An 18,752-nucleotide genomic window follows, 5' to 3' on the forward strand; every position below is an offset into this window, starting at 1 on the left:
GTGATCAGTTTTGGATACATTTTTTGACTTCGTGGCTTGGCGTGCACTCTGGGGCTTCGTCGAAGCACCCCAGTTGTTCCGGCAAGACAAAGCATTTAGTCGAATTTGGACTGATTCCAAAAAATCTATGGCTCTCGTCTTGAAAAATCGATTGCCTGAAATGTATACATAATGACGCCTGACTTGGGAGGGTCATGCACTGTTGCCTTGCGACATGTGAGACGCCTCTTGCTTTGAAAGGACGTTTTCACGTGCGGCAGCGCGGAACCAACCAGAACCAGCCGCAGGCCCAGTCGCAGAGCGCGATCATGGAATTGCGCGATCTGATCCTGACTGGCGAGCTTGCAGCCGGCGAGCGGCTCTACGAGGTCAAGCTTGCCGAGCGTCTCGGCATTTCCCGCACCCCGCTTCGCTACGCCTTCTCACAGTTGGAACTGGAGGGGCTGCTCGAGCGCAAGTCGACCACCGGCTATGTCGTCCGCAGCTTCACCTTCGATGACGTTGCGGACGCCATCGAACTGCGCGGCGTTCTTGAGGGGACGGCCGCAAGGCTCGCGGCCGAGCGCGGCGTTTCCAAGGATGATGCGGCCGCCGTGGCCGTACTTCTGTCTCGTATCGACGACGCCCTTGGCGCGGACGAGAGCGAACTCGATCTCGACGCCTATCACGATGCCAACGAGGCCTTTCATCACCACCTCGTTTCCCTTTCGCGCAGCGATATCCTGCGCCGCGAGGTGGAACGGTCCGCCCGACTGCCCTTCGCCTCGCCCAGCGCATTCCTGCAATGCCAGCGAGCCGTGCCCGAATTTCGCCGGTCCCTGACCGGTGCGCAGATCCAGCATCGCAGCGTTATGGACGCGGTGATGCGCCGCGAGGGCGCACGGGCCGAGGCCCTGATGCGCGAGCATGCGCGCCTTGCCCGCACCAATCTCGAATATGTCATCAATCGCGACCGCAGCCTGATGAAGACCGTACCCGGCCTCGCGCTGGTGGTCGGCTGACCGTTTGGAAGGAAGTCCAATGCTCAAGGAACTGGACCATGCGCCGATCGACGAAGACATCACGATCGAGCAGCTGACCGTCGATCCCTATCCGATCTACAAGCGCCTCAGGGCCGAGGCGCCGGTCGTGCGGGTGAAATCGGTGGGGCGGACCTTCCTTACCAAATGGGCCGACACCAAGCATGTGAAGGACAATCCGGAGCTGTTCTCGTCGAACGATCCGAACACGCCGATGAAGCCAGCCTTTCAGGCTCACACCCTGATGCGCAAGGACGGGCCCGAGCACATGGCCGAACGCATGGCGATGGCGACGTCCTTCATGCCGAAGACCATCAAGGACCATTGGGGGCCTCTCTATGAGGAGATTGTCGCCGACTATATCGGGCGGCTTCCGCGCGGCGAGACGGTCGATCTCTTCTCCGATCTCGCGGGGCCGGTCGCGGCGCGCATTCTCGCTCATATCCTCGGCATTCCGGAAGCCACCGACGAGGAAATGCAGCGCTGGTCCCAGACGCTTATGGATGGCGCCGGCAATTTCGGCTGGAAGCCGGAGCCCTTCGAGGCGACCGACAAGGCCAATGCCGAGATGAACGCGCATTTCGACCGGATGATCGAGAAGCACAAGGCCGATCCAAATCCGTCCGCCCTCTCCACCATGGTCAATGCGGAGAAGCCGATCCCGAAGTCGCAGATCGTCGCCAACATCAAGATCGCCATCGGCGGCGGCATCAACGAGCCGCGCGACGGGCTTTCGACAATCCTGTTCGGTCTTCTGACGAACCTCGACCAGCTCGAAGAGGTGAAACGACAGGAAGCCTGGGGTGCCGCCTTCGAGGAAGGCATCCGCTGGGTGGCGCCGATTTCAGCGAGTTCGCGCCTCGTCACGGAGGATACCGAAATCCGGGGTCATCTCATCCCCAAGGGCGACACGGTGATGACCATCCAGGCCTCGTCGAACCACGACGAGGAGGTCTTCGAACACGGTGACCGCTTCGACGTCTTCCGTAAGAAGAACCCGCACCAGTCCTTCGGCAGCGGTCCGCACCATTGCGCGGGTGCCCACATCGCCCGCCGCACCGTCGGCAAGATCATGCTGCCGATGCTGTTCGACCGCTTTGCCGACATGAGACTGACCGACCCGGACGTCGTCAAATGGCGGGGATTTGGCTTCCGCGGGCCAATCAACCTTCCGGTGCAGTTGAACTGACCGCCGGTCATCGACCGGGACGGACTTTCACCGAACCTGGACCGATACAAGAAATGCACTGAACGGGAGAAATGCAACTATGACGAAGATCATCTATGTCACCGCCGACGGCACGCGCACCGAGGTCGATGCCAAGGACGGCGACAGCGTCATGCAGACCGCCGTTGCCAACGACATCGACGGTATCGTTGGCGAATGTGGGGGCTCCATGATGTGCGCGACCTGCCATGTGTATGTGGATGAGGCCTGGGCAGAAAAGGCCGGCGAGCGCAACGACGGGGAGATCGATCTTCTGGAATGCGCGGCCTCCGAAATGTCGGAGACCAGCCGTCTTTCCTGCCAGATCAAGATATCGCCAGAGCTCGAAGGCCTCGTCGTTCACATGCCCGAGGCGCAAATCTGACATGGCGGATCGGATCGTCATCGTGGGCGCCGGTCATGCCGCCGTTCAGCTCGCCGCGAGCCTGCGCCAGGAAGGGCACGAGGGACCGATCACGATGATCGGGGACGAACCGGGTCTGCCCTATCAGCGCCCGCCGCTTTCCAAGGCCTATATGAAGGACGGCGATCCCGACCGGCTGATCCTCAAGCCGGAAAGCTTCTTTGAGAAGAACGATATCGACCGGCGTGAGAGCACGCGCGTCGTCTCTGTCGATCGAAGCGCCCGATGCGTTGTCATCGAGGATGGCGAGCGGCTCGACTACGATCATCTCGTCCTCGCGACCGGCGCGCGGAACATGCGCCCGCCCATCGAGGGCGCCGATCACGAGAGCGTCGTGGAACTGCGCAGCCTTGCCCATGCGATGGATATCCGCGAGCGTCTCGAGAAAGCCAAGCGCGCAATCGTCGTCGGCGGTGGCTTCATCGGTCTGGAATTCGCCGCGATGGCCGAGGCCGCCGGCGTATCGACGACGGTAATCGAGGCAGGTCCGCGGCTGATGGCTCGCGCGGTGTCGCCGGCGATTTCCGAGCGCTTTCTCACTCATCACCGGGCAAGCGGCACCACAGTGCTGCTCGATGCTGCGGCGACGAAAATCTCCGCGCCCGAGGGCGGTGCGGCCGATACGGTCAGCCTCGCGGACGGCTCCGAGATCGAGGGCGATCTGGTGCTTGTCGCGACCGGTGTCCGGCCGAATTCCGAGCTTGCTGCCGAGAGCGGCCTCGAAGTTGGAAACGGCATCGTCGTCGATGAAGGGCTTGCATCGGATGACCTTGCGATTTCGGCGATCGGCGACTGCGCGGCAGTGCCGGGCCCGCTTGGCGCTCATCAGCGGCTGGAATCGGTTCAGGCCGCGACCGATCAGGCCCGGCACCTCGCCAAGCGACTGATGGGCAAGGCGGATGGCGGCTACAGCGCGGTTCCCTGGTTCTGGAGCGACCAGGGCTCACTCAAGCTGCAGATCGCCGGCCTGACCGCCCACGCCGACAGCTGGCACGTGATTGGCGAAGCGGACACCGTGATCGGCTTCCGCGAAGGCCGGCTCGTTTCGGTCGAAACCGTCAACCAGCCGGGTCCGCATATGGCCGCCCGCAAGCTGCTCGCCTTGGAGGAAATTCCGTCGCGGGACGACGTCGCAGCCGCCGGTTTCGATCTGCGCGCCCTCTCCAAGGGTGAAGCGAACACCAGACTCCAGGCGTCGACGGCGTCTGGGTAGAGGAAAGCCGCGATCGGCCCGGGCCGGTCGCCTATCGCGTTTCGAAAACGCTCAATCGGGAGGACAATCGCATGCTGTCATTGAATACGAAAATACTTGGGGCCGCGGCAATTGCCGCCAGTCTTATCGCAGGCCCCTCGCTTGCCCAGGAGACCCATCTCAAATTCGCCCACTGGGCGGCTCCCGAACACACCCTGAAACCCACGATCATCGACCCGCTGTCCGAAGGGCTTACGGAAGCAACGGACGGCGAGCTTGTCGTCGACGTCTATCCGGGCGGCGAACTCGGCCCCGGCCCGGCAGAGCAATACAAGCGCGCGCTGACCGGCGTCGCCGACATGGTATGGGGCCTGCCCGGCTACACTTCCTCGCAGTTCCCGCTGTCGATGATCGTCGAATTGCCCGGCGTCGTCGAAGAGGCCGGCTCAGGCTACGAGGCGGTCTGGAACGTCTATGACGACTATCTCACAAGCGAATTTCCGGGCACGCGTCCGGTCGCGCTCTGGGCAAGCGAGCCGAACATTCTCATCCTCGGCGACAGGCAAGTACGCACGCTGGACGATCTCGCTGGCCTGAAAATCCGCGTCTCCGGCTCCAATCCCGGTCGTCTGATCGAAGCGCTCGGCGCGACGCCCGTGCAGATGCCGGCGACGGAAATGTACACCGCCCTTCAGACCGGCCTTATAGACGGGGTTCTCACCGGCGCCTCGGCGGTCGGCGACTTCCGCCTTAACGAGATCGCGGACGTTTATGTGGAAGGCCCGCAGCTCGGCAATATCCTCTTTTACGTCGTCCTCAATCAGGCGAAATACGACAGCCTCACCGATGCCCAGAAGCAGGCGATCGACGCCACCGCCGGCAAGGAGCTTTCCCGCTCCGGTGAAGAGGGCTGGAACGCCGCCGCCGACCGGGTGCTCGACGAACTGCGTGAGACCGAGGGCAAGACCGTGATCACGCTTTCTGAGGAAGAAAGCGCGCCCTTCGATAAGGTCGCAACCGAGGTCCGCGAGAGCATCATCGCCGATCTCACAGCGCAGGGCCTGCCGGCCGAAGAGGTGCTCGCGGCCATGACCGGCCAGTCGAGCCAGTAAGACGCGAGGTCGCCGGCAGATGTTTTCCCTCATCGAACGCGGGGTCGGCCTTCTGGTCGGCCTCGCGGCGCTGCTCGGCGGCGTCGCCCTCGTCGTCATCACGGCGGTCGTCTGCATCGACGTCGCCGGACGCTATTTCGGCTCCCCGCTCTTCGGCGCCCGTGACATCGTCCAGGTCGCGGCTGTCTTCGCCGTCTTCGGCGGCATGGCCTATCTCGACCGGAGGGACGGCCATATCCAGGTGGACGTTCTGCAAGGCGTCTTTCCGGCAGCGCTCAACCGTGTGCTGACAATCGTAGGCTATGCCGTCGGCGCCGTCGCGTTCGGCCTCATCGCCTGGCAGATGTGGGTCGCGGCCGGCTATTCCGTCATGCTGAACTCCGCGACCAACCTCCTGCGCATTCCGGAGGCGCCGTTTCAGATCGCGCTGGCGGTCCTCAGCGCTATCGCGGTGCTTCAGATGCTGCTGCGCATCGTGCAGATCCTCACCGGACGCAAGGACGGCAAATGAGCCCTGAACTGATCGGCGTCACGGGTCTCGTTATCCTGCTCGCCCTCCTCGCGCTCCGCATTCCGGTCGCTTTCGCCATGTTCGCGGTCGGTCTCGGCGGGCTGTTCATCCTCAACTCGCCGACTGCGGCTCTCAGCCTGTTGTCGAGCGAGACCTATTCGCTCGCCACCTCCGCCGATCTGGTGATCATTCCGCTGTTCATCCTGATGGGCAATATCGCGACCGAATCCGGCATGAGCCGAAAGCTTTATGACGCGGCTTATGCCTGGGTCGGCTGGATCAAGGGCGGGCTTGCCTCGGCGACCATTCTCGGCTGCGCCGGCTTTGCCGCCCTGTCGGGCTCGTCCGTCGCCTCGGCGCTCACCATGGGCCGGGTCTCTCTCGCCGAGATGGAACGGTTTAACTACTCGCCGCGCCTCGCGACCGGCGCGGTCGCCGCCGGCGGCACGCTCGGCATCCTCATCCCGCCCTCCACCGGCTTCATCGTCTACGCGATCCTTACCCGGCAATCGATCGGCCAGCTCTTCCTCGCCGGTGTCGTTCCCGGGCTCATCCTGACCGCTCTCTTCATCGCGACGATCTGGCTGCTCTCGACCATCAAGCCCCATTACGGTCCGGCGGGGGAGAAGACGTCCCTTCGCCAGAAGGCAGAGGCGAGCCTCGGCGCACTGCCGATCACCCTCGTTGTCCTCATCACCATAGGTGGCATCTATCTCGGTGTCTTCTCGCCTGTCGAAGCGGCCGCCGTCGGCGTCGCCCTCGTGTTCGTCTTCGGCTTTGCGACGCGCGGCCTGTCGATGCGCGGCTGCTTGAACGCGGTCATGGATTCCGTGGCAACCTCCGCCGCCGTCCTCCTCATCCTCGTCGCGGCGAATGTCATCGGCCCGTTCCTGGCGCTGAGCCATATCTCCACGACCATCGGCAACGGCCTGACCGCCCTCGATCTCGGTCCGTACGGGACGCTCGCCATCATTCTGGCGACCTATCTCGTACTCGGCTGCTTCCTCGAAGGCTTCGCCATGCTGGTCCTGACGATGCCGATCTTCTTCCCGGTCATCACGGGTCTTGGTTTCGACCCGATCTGGTTCGGTGTCGTCGTCGTGCTGACGCTCGAAATGGGCCTCATCACACCGCCGGTCGGCATCAACGTCTTCATCGTCAAGTCTGTCGCGCCAAAGGTCCCGTTGAACGAGATCTTCGCAGGCGTTCTTCCGTTTCTCCTGTCGATGATCGCACTGGTCGTCCTCCTGACGGTCTTTCCATCGCTCGTTCTCTTCCTGCCCGAAACCATGCTGAGATAGGTGGCTGGCTGTCGCATCACGTGTTTGAAATGACGAGCCGGAGATACAAGCGCACGTACAGCCAACCGCAAATCCGTGACCGGACAAGACTGTTCGTTTCTTGGAACATCTTGTTGTAAGCCCTCTCCGAACAGGGGAGCCTCCGATGAAACCGCACAATCTTCTCGTCCGTATCGTCCTCGGCCTCACGCTGACGGCCATGGCCGGACCGGCCTTCGCCGCAGACGGTCCCGAGCGGTCCTGGTCGCGCAACGCCTGGACAGCCGAATTCGAGGCGGGGGAATGCCGTCTGCGAACCGGCAGCGACGGCAAGGGCGATTTCGTGATCTCATTCCAGATGGGCGGCTTCGACGGTGCCGCGGACTATCTGCCGATCGTCTACAGCAATCTGCCGCTGCCTCTGAGAAAGGATGACACCTACGAAATCCTGATCGACGGGCGTGCTACGGAATTCGGCTCGGAGATGTGGTTCTATGACGGGCAGGACGCTTTCGATCGCTACATGGTCGGCGCCTCGCTGACCGGCGGCTTCGTGCCCGATCTGGTCGATGCGTTCCGACAGGGCGATACCGTTGCATTCCAGGTCGAGCCGAACGGGAAAGCGCCGTACATCGCAGACGACTTTTCGCTTTCCGGGTTTTCCGCGACCTATCTGAAAATCTCGGAATGGTGCCATTTCGACCCCGACAACCTGTTCCGCTCCTGAGAAGGAGCGGATGCCTTCTTCTGGCTGTAGCCGATTGGGCCATCACGAGATGTTCGACGACCGGGCGCCATTCCCAACGATGAAGACTTCGGAGTGACCGCTCGGAACGGCTATTGGTTGAAAGCGCGATGTGCGGCCCGTGGCTTAGACGCTTCGACGGTCTTTTCGGCCAGGCGGTCTTCATCCGCCGGCGATGGGAAGTAGACGCGGCCCTTGCCGTTTTTCTTGCCGAAGTAAAGCGCGGCGTCTGCGTGGCGCAGCAGGTGTATCGGGTCGGCCTCGTTGCGGGTCGCGGTCGCAACGCCGATGGTTGCGCTGACCTCAACCGTAAGTGTGTCGTCGATCTGGATCGGGCTTTCGATCGCCGCGATCAGCCCCGTCGCGAGTGCATGGATCGGACTTGGTTCGGTCTGCGCAAGCAGGATGATGACGAACTCGTCGCCGCTGAGGCGTGAGGCATAGCTGAGATCCGAGAGCGTATAGCGCATCCGGTTCGCGACGGCCTTCAGAACCCGATCGCCGGTCTCGTGACCATGGGTGTCGTTGATCGTCTTGAACCCGTCGAGATCTAGATAGAGGATCGAGAATCCCCCACCGTTCGCCTCGCACATCCGCGCGGACGTCTCCAGGCGGTGGATGAGACCGGCCCGGTTGGGAAGACCGGTGAGCGGATCATGGCTGGCGCGGTGTTCGCTCGCTTCGATCATCCGGGTAGCGGTATTGGCCTGCCGGACGATCTGCCTCATCAAAAGCGCAAAGCCGACGGCAAGAAGCGCCCAGAGCGGAACCGCGAAGTGCATCATCGTATCGCCCGGCCGGTTGCCTTCCCAAGACAGCTCGCCGATGGTCTGGCCGTTCTCGCTGACCAACGGGATCGATACAGTGCCGCTCGATCCGAATGCGAGATCGGGCAATCCGTGTGTCTCTGCAAGAGTATCGAGAACCGTGGGGCGGAGAAGCTGGACCAGCAGAAGAAAATGCGGGGCGACCCCCGGCGGCACGGTTCCCTCGTCCGAGGCGACGGGTGCGATCGCGGCGATGGCCGGCGTTCCTTCAAAACTGACGAGACCGCTCATCGAGGCGGTTCCGGGTCTGAGTGCGTCCAGCGCGCTGGCGATATCGGCGCTGAATCGGGGGCTATCTGCGCTTTTGTTCGCGGGCACATCCGCACTGACGAAGACCGGCCTGCCATCCGCATTGATGATGAAGGCCATATCGATGGCGAAGTTCTTGCGTAACCATTCGCCGATATTCCTTTCTGCCCAGTCCGCATCGAATTCGATGACCATATGCTGGAGCGCGTCCGTCCAGGTGCTGTAGTCGACGGCGATCGCCGCTAGACTCAGCCCCTGTGCGTCGAGGGCGTTCCGCGCCAGCTCCATCTCGCGATGCTGGGCGGAGCGGGTCTCGTAGTGGCCGACGGCGATGATGACGGCGAGATGAACGACGAGCAGCACGCCCACGAGCCCCGCGGCCAGCTTCGTCACTCGAGCAAGAATGCGTCCGTAAGCGTCTTGGGTTTGGAACATGATGCGGCCGAAAAGAGACGTTCGGTGCTTAGCCAGAAAAAGCTGAACGAGTCGTAAGAGGTTTCGCGGGAAATGCGAGGTGATCAAACAGCTCGGACGTTTGCTGCTTTTTGGGAATGGAGATTTGCGCGCGGACGGTCTCTTGCGTGATCGAGTAGGTTTTTACTGCCGCAAGTCTCACGCTCCTGAAGCGATTTGCCATGACTTGCAACGTGACGTCGTTTGTCAGCGCTGGAGATCTTCAAACATCATGAAATTTGCGTTTCTTCTCCGATGTCGGCGGACATGACCCTGTTCGACGAAATTACTCCCGTGCGGCGAAACGCGGGAAGCGATCCGGTTCTCTGGCTTTTGTTGGATGCCTTGGAGACCGATCTCACCCTCACAACGTCGGTCCTCCAGAATATTCGCTCCGGTAATTCGCACCCGTCGAGGGCCGGTTCCTGTATCTCTCAGTGAAATTCTTAGAAAAAACCGCTCGCTTCATCAGGATGGATGATGCCGGGAGGGCGGAGAGCAGTGCATCTTTCCACCATGGAGGGTTTGAGGCTCTTTCAGGGAAAGGAAATCCAAATGCGAACCAGGACGCTCTTCATCCGTGCCATCGGTGCCGTCGCTCTTTCGGCGGCTGTCGCCATGCCCTCCAATGCCAACGCCCAGAATACGTTTCAGGGCTGCGGCTGGTACGCGATCTTCGCCTGCTCGAAGTCCCAGTCGGTCGCCCGGCGGGCCGCCGGCAACGGGTTCCTGACGATCCGCACCAACGACTATCCGAACTTCCGCAACGGTTTTTGGTGCGCGGTGGATGGGCCGTTCGATCGCGGCACCGCCCTGTCGCTCGCCAACAGCGCGAAGCGTGACGGCATTCGCGACGCCTATGCCAAGCGCGGCTGTTGAGTTGGCGGCGAGATCGGGCGGAACGACGATGACATCATTCCGAAGCCTCATGGCCGCAGCGTTTTCGTTCGGCTTCATCGCCTTCGTGCCGGAAGCCCGTGGCCAGGGCTGCGATACGGCGGTCTATCAACACAACGGCTCACGCATGTTGATTCATGCTTGCAGCAGTGGCGGCATCACGATCGGATATGATCGGCCAAGACAGGGAATGCGCGCCCAGGGCGTTCGGCCGGGAACGATGCTGTTCCGGGGTCGCTTTTGGGGTTCCGGAGGCCCGAACCTTAGGCGGGTCAGAGGGACGGCCCATCTCTTCAAGCGGGGCTGCAATCCCGCCGGTTACGAAGTTGAGGGCTACTGGATGGAGAACAACACCCTGCAGATAGGCGGTTGGGCACCGGTCCGAAAGAACGGGTGCAGGGTCTCCGGCACCCGCATGGACGACCTCGTCTTCACGCCGCGCTGATGGACAGGAACAACGGCTTGGGTGGCGCTTGGCGACCCGGCCGTTTTTCCCATCGCGCATCGGCTCGAATCAAGCCTTGCCTGCCGGGTTTGAACGCGCATACCGAGGCACCCAGCGGGTGGATTTCGGCCTTCTCGCCATTTTTTTTTGATCGACAGGTCCGCCGGGCTGGCCGGACTTGCCGAAGCCCGCAATTCCGCCGAGATGCCAAGAATTGCTTGCATTCAATAACAATTTGCCCTCGCCGTCGACGATGTTCGCGCACCTGGTGCATCTGTCCGGTGCTCTCGGCCTCAAGCTTCACTAACCACATGTAAACAATTGTAGATTAGCTGGTAAGCGATACGGGTTGGGCCATCGCTTCAGTCCATCTTTGGTTCGTGTTCGCGGACGCCGCTTGCTCCGTCCGCACTGGAGATCTCTGACTGTGCGTGTCCGCTCTCTCTCCGCCAAGTTGATGCTGGTCGCCGGCGGGTCCGTCGCATTGATCCTCGTCGGCTCGATCGCTCTCTCAGGCTGGCATGCCAGCGAAAGCACACGCGAACTCGTCTTCGAGCAGGCACAGGCGCAGGCCGACTCGGTGGCCAATTCCATCTCCACTCAGGTTGCCCTTGCCGCTTCCGCCGCCAAGGCGACCAGCGGCGCGATCGGTGCCGCGAACGCGGTGGGCATGCGCGAGCGTGAGACCGTGATGGCCATGCTGCGCGCCAATGTGGAAAATTACGACGTCGTCTTCGGCAGTTGGATGGCCGAACGCCCGAATGCCTTCGACGGTGCGAGGCCGGAGGAGGGCGCCGCGCCGCTTCCTGGAGCCAACGAAGACGGCGTCTTCGCGCCATATTGGACGCGCGCCGCCGATGGCGGGATCGAATTCTCCACCTTCGCAGCCGATTACGAGGCGGCCTGGTACAAGCTCGCTTCCGAAAGCGGCAAGGGCGCGATCACCGAGCCCTACATGGCCTCCGAGGTCAAGAAGCTCATGACCTCCATCGCCTTCCCGGTCTTTGTTAAAGGACGCGAGATCGGGGTTGCAGGTGTCGACATCAGCCTCGATACGCTGAGCAAGCGACTGGAAGCGATGCAGCCTTTCGGCGACGGGCGTGTGCTGCTCGTCTCAGGGGCCGGCAACTGGCTGGTTCCGCCAGAGCCGGACCTGATGATGAAACCGTATGAGGGCGCAGGCGCGAAAGAACTGACTTCCGCCATCGCCGACGGAACGCCCCGTGTTCTCAACGGGGTGCAAGGCACTGGCGGTACTTCGGTGGAGCGCATCATCTTCCCCTTCGCGGTGCCGGAAGGTGGTGCGGTCTGGGCGACGGTCATCGACATCCCCACCGAAACCATCGCGGCCCCGATCCGCACCGAGGTGCTTTCCATGGTCGGCGGTGGTCTTCTGATCCTGCTCGTTGCTCTCGGCGCGATCTATGCGGCTTCCGTGCTTTTCGTGCGCCGTCCACTCGGTCAGCTTCTGGGCTCGGTTTCGCGGCTCGGCGAAAAGGATTACACGACGCCCGTCGCCGATCAGGCGCGCAATGACGAGGTGGGGGCCGTCGCGAAGGCCCTGGAAGGGTTCCGCCACGCGCTTGCTTCCGGCGAGGCGGCAGAAGGCGCCGCCCTTGCCTCTCGGATCGAGACAGAGCGCGAGCGAGAGGCCAGGGCCGGTGCGGAAAGGGCCAAGGCGGAAGAGCTCGAGCAATTCGTGGCGCAGATCCGAAGCGCCTTCGACAAGCTGGCTCTCGGCGATCTCACGGTCAGGATGACAGGGCGCATCGCTCCCGAATACGAGGCGATCCGCGATCAGTTCAATCATTCGATCGAACGGTTGGAAGGAGCCGTTGGCGCTGTCGTGACGTCGATCTCCTCGATCCGCGGCGGCCTCGACGAGATCAACATGGCGTCCAACGATCTCGCCAAGCGCAGCGAGCAGCAGGCGGCGGGGCTTGAAGAGACCACAGCAGCGTTGACGGCGGTCGCGCAGGCCATCCACGAAACCGCCGAAAGCGCCGAGAGAGCGCGCTTCTCGGCCGAAACCGCCTGCGGCAATGCAGAAAAAGGCAGCCAGGTCGTCGGCAAGGCTATCCAGGCGATGGCTGCGATCGAACGATCCTCCGAGGAGATCGGGAAGATCATCGTGGTGATCGATGAGATCGCGTTCCAGACCAATCTGCTGGCGCTCAATGCCGGCGTGGAGGCGGCGCGCGCAGGCGAGTCCGGTCGCGGCTTTGCCGTCGTGGCACAGGAAGTGCGGGCTCTCTCGCAGCGCTCGGCTTCGGCAGCGCAGGAAATCAAAGCGCTCATTTCCCAATCGGGCGATGAGGTCGGAAGAGGGGTCGAGCTCGTAACCGCCTCTGGCAAGAGCCTCGAAGAAATCGTGGGACAGGTCTCGGCGATGACAAAGGAAGTGGCAAGTATCGCGCGCACAGCGCATGATCAATCCGTCAGCTTGCGCGAGGTCTCCACCGCTGCCGACCAGATGGATCGGATGACCCAGCAGAATGCAGCCATGGTAGAAGAGACCACGGCGGCGACCCAGACGCTGAGCTCGGAAACCAATACGCTGGGACGCTTGGTTGATCAGTTCCGGACTGGGAGCTCCAGGAATAAGATCATCGAGGAAAGCCGGCCTGTTCGGCGCAGGGCTGCATGACGCAGCCGTCCTCTTGATGGCGGACCATCGAGCCTCTCAAGCTTTCCCTGAGCATTTCGAGGCGGCGCTATTTCGTCTCCTGGACGGCCACGAGGATGCTGACCAATCGCTCAGGCGTCGATGGTTTTGCGCAGAAGCCGGCATTCGGATAGCGCTTGGAGAGTTCTGCCGGATTGATGTGACCGGAATGGAAGACGATCGGAATATTGCGGTCGCGGATCACGTCCGCCACGGGAAAGACCTCGCCGTCCTCCAGCCGTACATCGAGAATGGCGATGTCGAAGCTTGCCGAGCCTAGTGCATCCGCCGACTCACGCGATGTCGCGAATGGACCGATGACCTCTCCACCCGCCAGTTCGACCGTGTCTGTCAGATCCATGGCGACCAGCGCCTCGTCTTCGGCGATGAGGACCCGTAGACCTCTCAGATGACCGGCGCTCAAGCCACACCCGGGACGACAAGTTTCATACGGCGTTCCTTCCTGTCTGTTTCGACCTCATAGGTAGCGCGCAGCTGGCTGATCGAAAACTGCACGAGCCGCGATCCGAATCCCTGCGGCGTCGCGCCCTCCGTTGGCACTGCGGACTGAAAGCCCTCGCACCAGTCGAGCAAGAGCTTGCCGTCGTCGGTCGTCATCCACGAAATCTTGAGGCCAGTGCCATCATCGCTGAGGCCACCGTACTTGGTGGCGTTGGTCGCCCATTCGTGGATCATCAGGGCGAACGCCGTCAGCTTCTCGACGGTTACCGTCACATCCGGCCCCTCGATGGTGACGTTCTCGCCCGTCTTGAACGGTTCGAGCACAGCCGTGATCAGGTCCTTCAAAAGGACGCTGCTCGCTCCCGCCGTCGACTGGGTCAGGGAATGGGCATTGCCCAGAGCGGTGATGCGCTCGCGCACGTTGCGGGCGAGTGCTTCGACGCTATCGGCGTTTCGCGCGGCTCCCGAAACCATGCTCGCGATGACCGCAAAGAGGTTCTTCACCCGATGGTTCATCTCACGCAGCATGAACTCACGCTGCTCGGAGAAGCGCGCTTCGCGAGTGACGTCGATCGAGACGCCGAGGATCCGGCCTCTTCCCGGCCCGGCGACCAGGCGACCAGAGCCCTTGAGGTGGACGAGACTTCCGTCCTCGCGTTCCACGCGAAACGACTCTTCGAACGGGCCCCCTGCGGACACCGTGCGCTGGAGCGCGTCTGCCACCCGCTTTCGGTCCTCGGAGTGGATCATCGACATCATCGATTCGAGGCTTCTGGTTTCTTCCGCTTCGATACCGAAGAAGCCGAATTCGGTTTCGTCCGCGACGATGCGCTCTTCGTCGATCCGGTATTCCCATATGCCGATGCCGCCCACGCGCACTGCCAGCCTCAGCCGTTCGCGCTGTTCTTCGAGCGCGGCCTGCATGTTGAGGATTTCCGTCACATCGGTCAGCACGATGGACGCGCCGTCGATCGTCCCGTCGATCAGGCGGTAGGGCATGATGCGCATGGAAAAGCGGGCCGACCCGTCCTTCAGCGCCACCGAACGCAGGACCGGTTCTCCACTGGCGAGGACCGAACGGGCCTCTTCCAGAAAGCCTTCTTCCGAAAGATGGCTCGCGACATCGGACAGGTGGCGGCCGCGATCGCCGTCCTGAAGCGGAAAGGCGTCGATCGCCGCTTTCGTGAAGCTTCTGATCCGAAGATCGGAATCGACCACGACGACGGCGAGGCGGGTCGATTCGAAGAAGTTGCGCAGGTCCGAATTGGCTGTCGTAAGCTGGTCGACCTTGGACTTGAGCTCGTCGTTGACGGTCGAGAGTTCCTCGTTCGTCGACTGAAGCTCCTCGTTCATCGACATCATTTCTTCGTTGGAACTCTTCAGTTCCTCGTTCGCGGTCTCAAGTTCTTCCACCGCGCCGCGAAGCTTGTGGCGTGTCTGCCTGAGTTCTTCTTCGAGTTCGTGGGTCGCATCCTCCGTCGACCGCAGTTCTTCCATGTCCTCGTCGCTCGGATCGAAAGCCGAGGTGTCACGGAAGACGATGAGCGCGGTCCCGTCTGGCAAAGGGTCCGCTATGACCTCGAGCCGTTGCTGGCCGAACTCCGCCTGTACGGTTACGTCCCGTGCGATCGTCCGCTTCTTGTCGTCGATCGCCTGACGCAGGAGCGATGGCAGCACGTCCCGCAGCCCGGGACGCGCGACCGATGTGACAAAGATGCTTCCTGCATTGGAGTGGGGGAACTCCAGATATTTCGACAGTCGGCCGGTCGAATACAGCATCTCGCCATCCCGGTCGGCGACGACGGTGGCCGGGGCATATCGATCGAGGATGCGCCTTGCCGACGAACTTTCCTCCGGAACGTCCGACGAGTGTTCTTCCGACCGTGTCCGCGATGGCGACGGAAAGGAACTGCGCCGATCGGGTGCCAGACGGATGGGGTAGGGGGTTCGCCCTTCCAGCCGCCGGAAAATCCGTGCCGGACGGTCGAGGTCGGCGAACATGTCCTCGTGGCGGCCGATACTCTCCGAAGGGCCGAGGAAAAGCGTGCCACCGGGCTTCAGCGCATAGTGGACGATCGGAAAGACCTGTCGCTGCAGCTTGTCGTCGAAATAGATCAGGACATTCCGGCAGGACACCAGATCGACACGTGAAAACGGGGGGTCCTTGATCAGGCTGTGCAAGGAGAAGCGGATGATGTCGCGAACCTTCGCGCTTATCTGCAAGTAGCCTTCGTGGGCGATCGTATGATTCTCGCGCAGCTCCTCGGGAATATCCGCCATCGCCGAGAGCGGATATTTGCCTTCCCGGGCGATCGCGAGCATCCGGTCGTCGATATCGGTGGCGAAGACCTGCACGAAGGGGCGATCGCTGCGCCCGCGCAGGGCGTCGGCGAAGAGGATTGCGATCGAATAGGCTTCCTCGCCGCTGGAACATCCTGGCACCCAGATGCGGATTTCATCGTTCGCCCGTGTCGACTCGACGAGGGGAAGGACGACCTTTTCCTTCAGGACCTCGAACATTTCCGGGTCGCGGAAAAACCGCGTCACGTTGATCATCAGGTCGCGGAACAGGGCGTCGCATTCTTCCGAAGACGAGCGGATCCGGTCGAGATAGCTCTGCGGCGTTTCGATCCCGAGAACCTTCATCCGCCTTTCGATGCGGCGAACCAGCGTCGTCCGCTTGTAGCCGGAAAAATCATGGCCGATGACGTCGCGAAGCGCCCCGCACATGTCGTCCACATGTTCGGCGACGACCGCCGCTGCGCCTTCATTCGGTCCCTCGGCACCGTCGCGTTCGAAGAATTCCTTCAGGCATCCGATGATCGAACCGGGCGCGCGCACGAAGTCGACGAGGCCCGTTCCGACCGCCGAAACCGGCATGCCGTCGTATTTTGCGGTATCGGGATCCTGCGCGATGCAGAGGCCGCCGTGCTCCTTTACCGCTCTCAGCCCGGTCGTGCCGTCCGCGCCGGTCCCCGACAAAATGACACAGGCCGCGTTCGGGCCTTGATCCCGCGCCAGCGATTCGAAGAAATCGTCGATCGGCCGGCGCAGGCCCCTCGGCTGAACAAAGTCCGTCAGTTCGAGGCGGCCGCTTTTGATTTCGAGCCTGCGGCCAGGTGGGATGACGTGAACCTCGCCGGCGCGCACGACTTCCCCGCCCTCGATCTGCCGGACGGGCATAGAGGTACAGCGGCCGAGAAGCTCCGAGAGCAGGCTTTCATGCGTGGGATCAAGATGCTGGACGATGACGAAAGCGAAGGGCGTGTCCTGGCCAGCTGCCGTCAGCATCTCGCGGATCGCTTCAAGGCCGCCGGCCGAAGCTCCCACGCCGATCACGGGAACCGCGACCAAGGTCTGTGCGTCCACGCAAAAATCCTTCTTGATCGTTCCAGAGGAGCGGTAATGACGCGCCGCGCCTGTTCCAGGTGCTGACGCGCACTACCATCTCGCACCTTAAGGGGCGGAGCTAAAAGGTTTTTTCGCTGCCCGGCCAACGAACATCGAGATAAGAGGAAAGGCCGTGACCGCAAGCCTGGAGTCGTCGCTGGCGAAATTCGCCGAGGAAGCAAGGGTCGCGGTCACGATCGCCGAAACCGGCGCGCCGGATCTGCCACTCAATCTCGTCAATCCGCGGTTCTGCGAGCTCTCCGGATACGAGGCGGACGAACTCATCGGCAAAAACTGCCGTCTTTTGCAGGGCACTCTGCGCGATCAGCCGGGCCGTCACGAAATACGCCGTTTCCTGACCGATCCCGCGACGACATCGATCCGCACGACGCTGATCAACTTCCGGAAGGACGGAACTCACTTCGTCAATCTCGTCCTGATGACAAAGCTCTCCGATTCACGCGCCCGGGTCCGCTACATCTTCGCCTCTCAATTCGATGTGACCAAGATCGCGGAAGAGCAGATGCTGGGTCACGACGAGACGCTTCAAGAAGAGGTGCAGCGCATCGGCTCGCTCGTCCGCGAGCACCGGCACATGATGAACACCTCCTTCGAGACCATCGCGAACTCCATGGCGCAGATTGCGAAGTCCCGCATGGCTCTCGACGAAAGCGTCTGATGCTCTGACCAACGGTCGGCCAGAATTCGCGCGTTGCGACCCGGTGAGCCGCGCGCGTCATTAAAGCGCATGTCTTGAAACGAGCCTGGCTGGGGCGGCAGGATTCGAACCTGCGAATGGCGGCACCAAAAGCCGCTGCCTTACCACTTGGCGACGCCCCAACGGTCATGGCCGCTCAAGAGAGCTTAAGCGGCTGCGCGGCCTCTATAGGAAAGGTGCGCGGTCTTGTAAATCGCTTCCGCTGCCGTTCGACTGGCAGGGATGCCGCATGGGCTAAACTGAAGTTTCTTGAATGCCGCCCGGTTCGAGCGCTCAGGAATGGGCACAAGAAAAATCCGTCCCCAAAATACAAAATCCCGGCAGTAGGCCGGGATTTCATGCGATCTCTAAAGCGGCCGGCCCGACCATGGGGCCGGGTATGGCCGGTCGTCCGAAGGCCGCCGAGAGAAACCGATAAAGTGTCGGCTGACTTACTTGGAACCCTGCTTGGAAGCCTTTTCGAAAGCTTCCTTGCCCGGCTTCATCATTTCCTGCGCGACGCTCTGCGTCAGCGTCTGGATTTCCTTGGCCTGGGTCGTGTTGAGCTCGGCCTGCTGGCGCAGATAGGACGTCTGCATCTCGATGACTTCCGAGAACGACTTCGCGCCCATCATGGCGTCGAGGTGCTTGAAGCCGAGATCGGCGTTGGCGCGCATGGCGTCGAGAGCCTTCTTCGAAAGCTGAAGCGAGCCCTGATGCGCGTTTTCCATGGTGGATTCGAGAGCCTTCGTCGCCTCGTCCGCTGCGGAGCGCATGCGGCCATAGGCTTCCTTCGACTGCTCCATGGACTTCTGGGTCATGGCGCGGAAGGTTTCGGTCATCTTGGCCGGGTCCATGCCCATCATCGCCTGCGCGTTGCCGAGGCCGAACGGATCGTTGTTCTTGGCGTCTGCCATCGAGTCTCTCCTGTCTTCATGACTAGTTGTAATTCAACATCGTTAGCCGGGGTATGTTCCTTACCGGCCATCTCTGCCTATTCTTATAGCAACCATTTTTGTGCATTGCAACATAGATCGTCGGCATTTTGCTCAAACCCCACGCGTTAAGACTGATCCCGGGAAAACGGCGGTCTGTCGTCGCTCAGCATGGCCTTTGAGCGGTGTGCCTATTATGAATCATTCGTTAAGCACACACCTCAAGTCGAGCCCGGCATGAT

The 18,752-nt window shown here is 61.9% G+C and carries 16 protein-coding genes and 1 tRNA gene; 12 read left to right on the forward strand and 5 right to left on the reverse strand.

Annotation, left to right across the window (positions count from 1 at the left end; genetic code table 11):
• Nucleotides 1-251 precede the first annotated feature (251 nt).
• The 8 genes from ABRA89_RS01335 (at nucleotide 252) to ABRA89_RS01370 (ending at nucleotide 7,472) form a co-directional block, all read left to right on the forward strand.
• Nucleotides 252-1,001: a GntR family transcriptional regulator gene (locus ABRA89_RS01335; RefSeq protein WP_349939646.1), complete on the forward strand. Its 750-nt coding sequence runs from the start codon at nucleotides 252-254 to the stop codon at nucleotides 999-1,001.
• Nucleotides 1,002-1,020: 19 nt separating this feature from the next.
• Nucleotides 1,021-2,208, forward strand: a complete 1,188-nt coding sequence (locus ABRA89_RS01340) for a cytochrome P450 (RefSeq protein ID WP_349939647.1) — start codon at nucleotides 1,021-1,023, stop codon at nucleotides 2,206-2,208.
• A gap of 79 nt (nucleotides 2,209-2,287) precedes the next feature.
• Nucleotides 2,288-2,611: a 2Fe-2S iron-sulfur cluster-binding protein gene (locus ABRA89_RS01345; RefSeq protein ID WP_349939648.1), complete on the forward strand. Its 324-nt coding sequence runs from the start codon at nucleotides 2,288-2,290 to the stop codon at nucleotides 2,609-2,611.
• A gap of 1 nt (nucleotide 2,612) precedes the next feature.
• Nucleotides 2,613-3,863, forward strand: a complete 1,251-nt coding sequence (locus ABRA89_RS01350; RefSeq protein WP_349939649.1) for an NAD(P)/FAD-dependent oxidoreductase — start codon at nucleotides 2,613-2,615, stop codon at nucleotides 3,861-3,863.
• Between the two features lie 71 nt (nucleotides 3,864-3,934).
• The gene (locus ABRA89_RS01355; RefSeq protein WP_349939650.1) at nucleotides 3,935-4,954 is read left to right on the forward strand and encodes a TRAP transporter substrate-binding protein; all 1,020 of its coding nucleotides are present in this window, start codon (nucleotides 3,935-3,937) and stop codon (nucleotides 4,952-4,954) included.
• Between the two features lie 19 nt (nucleotides 4,955-4,973).
• Complete coding sequence (locus ABRA89_RS01360; protein WP_349939651.1) at nucleotides 4,974-5,465, forward strand: TRAP transporter small permease; 492 nt, start codon at nucleotides 4,974-4,976, stop codon at nucleotides 5,463-5,465.
• Nucleotides 5,462-6,766, forward strand: coding sequence for a TRAP transporter large permease (locus tag ABRA89_RS01365; protein WP_349939652.1), 1,305 nt, complete (start codon nucleotides 5,462-5,464; stop codon nucleotides 6,764-6,766). The genes ABRA89_RS01360 and ABRA89_RS01365 overlap by 4 nt, the downstream gene beginning before the upstream one ends.
• Nucleotides 6,767-6,911: 145 nt before the next feature.
• Nucleotides 6,912-7,472: an invasion associated locus B family protein gene (locus tag ABRA89_RS01370; protein WP_349939653.1), complete on the forward strand. Its 561-nt coding sequence runs from the start codon at nucleotides 6,912-6,914 to the stop codon at nucleotides 7,470-7,472.
• A 110-nt stretch (nucleotides 7,473-7,582) separates the two neighbouring features.
• On the opposite strand, the gene ABRA89_RS01375 is transcribed toward ABRA89_RS01370, so the two are convergent.
• A complete protein-coding gene (locus ABRA89_RS01375) occupies nucleotides 7,583-8,959 on the reverse strand; it encodes a diguanylate cyclase domain-containing protein (protein WP_349939654.1) in 1,377 nt (458 codons plus the stop codon).
• A gap of 615 nt (nucleotides 8,960-9,574) precedes the next feature.
• Here ABRA89_RS01375 and ABRA89_RS01380 point away from each other — a divergent pair.
• The 3 genes from ABRA89_RS01380 (at nucleotide 9,575) to ABRA89_RS01390 (ending at nucleotide 13,008) form a co-directional block, all read left to right on the forward strand.
• A complete protein-coding gene (locus tag ABRA89_RS01380; RefSeq protein WP_349939655.1) occupies nucleotides 9,575-9,898 on the forward strand; it encodes a hypothetical protein in 324 nt (107 codons plus the stop codon).
• 28 nt (nucleotides 9,899-9,926) lie between these two features.
• Nucleotides 9,927-10,361: a hypothetical protein gene (locus tag ABRA89_RS01385; RefSeq protein WP_349939656.1), complete on the forward strand. Its 435-nt coding sequence runs from the start codon at nucleotides 9,927-9,929 to the stop codon at nucleotides 10,359-10,361.
• A 427-nt stretch (nucleotides 10,362-10,788) separates the two neighbouring features.
• Nucleotides 10,789-13,008 carry a methyl-accepting chemotaxis protein gene (locus tag ABRA89_RS01390; protein WP_349939657.1) on the forward strand — a complete coding sequence of 740 codons (2,220 nt, stop codon included), beginning with the start codon at nucleotides 10,789-10,791 and terminating at the stop codon, nucleotides 13,006-13,008.
• A gap of 67 nt (nucleotides 13,009-13,075) precedes the next feature.
• Here ABRA89_RS01390 and ABRA89_RS01395 read toward each other — a convergent pair whose 3' ends face one another.
• Both ABRA89_RS01395 and ABRA89_RS01400 read right to left on the reverse strand, forming a co-directional pair.
• Nucleotides 13,076-13,450, reverse strand: a complete 375-nt coding sequence (locus ABRA89_RS01395; protein ID WP_349939658.1) for a response regulator — start codon at nucleotides 13,448-13,450, stop codon at nucleotides 13,076-13,078.
• Nucleotides 13,447-16,857: a chemotaxis protein CheB gene (locus ABRA89_RS01400; RefSeq protein ID WP_349939659.1), complete on the reverse strand. Its 3,411-nt coding sequence runs from the start codon at nucleotides 16,855-16,857 to the stop codon at nucleotides 13,447-13,449. Before ABRA89_RS01400 ends, ABRA89_RS01395 begins: the two co-directional genes overlap by 4 nt.
• 154 nt (nucleotides 16,858-17,011) lie before the next feature.
• Between ABRA89_RS01400 and ABRA89_RS01405 the strand changes: the two genes are divergently transcribed.
• Complete coding sequence (locus ABRA89_RS01405; RefSeq protein WP_349939660.1) at nucleotides 17,012-17,557, forward strand: PAS domain-containing protein; 546 nt, start codon at nucleotides 17,012-17,014, stop codon at nucleotides 17,555-17,557.
• Nucleotides 17,558-17,643: 86 nt separating this feature from the next.
• Here ABRA89_RS01405 and ABRA89_RS01410 read toward each other — a convergent pair.
• A tRNA-Gln gene (locus ABRA89_RS01410) sits at nucleotides 17,644-17,718 on the reverse strand.
• Between the two features lie 309 nt (nucleotides 17,719-18,027).
• On the reverse strand, nucleotides 18,028-18,492 hold the full coding sequence (locus ABRA89_RS01415; protein WP_349939661.1) for a phasin: 465 nt from the start codon (nucleotides 18,490-18,492) through the stop codon (nucleotides 18,028-18,030).
• Between the last annotated feature and the right edge of the window lie 260 nt (nucleotides 18,493-18,752).

Source organism: Fulvimarina thalattae (genome assembly GCF_040239565.1).
Lineage (GTDB): Bacteria > Pseudomonadota > Alphaproteobacteria > Rhizobiales > Rhizobiaceae > Fulvimarina.

What these genes read in the sequence shown, in the direction of transcription:
- ABRA89_RS01340 (WP_349939647.1), top strand. Translation starts at nt 1,021, where the DNA reads ATGCTCAAGGAACTGGACCATGCGCCGATCGACGAAGACATCACGATC.
- ABRA89_RS01345 (WP_349939648.1), top strand. Translation starts at nt 2,288, where the DNA reads ATGACGAAGATCATCTATGTCACCGCCGACGGCACGCGCACCGAGGTC.
- ABRA89_RS01350 (WP_349939649.1), top strand. Translation starts at nt 2,613, where the DNA reads ATGGCGGATCGGATCGTCATCGTGGGCGCCGGTCATGCCGCCGTTCAG.
- ABRA89_RS01355 (WP_349939650.1), top strand. Translation starts at nt 3,935, where the DNA reads ATGCTGTCATTGAATACGAAAATACTTGGGGCCGCGGCAATTGCCGCC.
- ABRA89_RS01360 (WP_349939651.1), top strand. Translation starts at nt 4,974, where the DNA reads ATGTTTTCCCTCATCGAACGCGGGGTCGGCCTTCTGGTCGGCCTCGCG.
- ABRA89_RS01365 (WP_349939652.1), top strand. Translation starts at nt 5,462, where the DNA reads ATGAGCCCTGAACTGATCGGCGTCACGGGTCTCGTTATCCTGCTCGCC.
- ABRA89_RS01370 (WP_349939653.1), top strand. Translation starts at nt 6,912, where the DNA reads ATGAAACCGCACAATCTTCTCGTCCGTATCGTCCTCGGCCTCACGCTG.
- ABRA89_RS01380 (WP_349939655.1), top strand. Translation starts at nt 9,575, where the DNA reads ATGCGAACCAGGACGCTCTTCATCCGTGCCATCGGTGCCGTCGCTCTT.
- ABRA89_RS01385 (WP_349939656.1), top strand. Translation starts at nt 9,927, where the DNA reads ATGACATCATTCCGAAGCCTCATGGCCGCAGCGTTTTCGTTCGGCTTC.
- ABRA89_RS01415 (WP_349939661.1), bottom strand. Translation starts at nt 18,492, where the DNA reads ATGGCAGACGCCAAGAACAACGATCCGTTCGGCCTCGGCAACGCGCAG.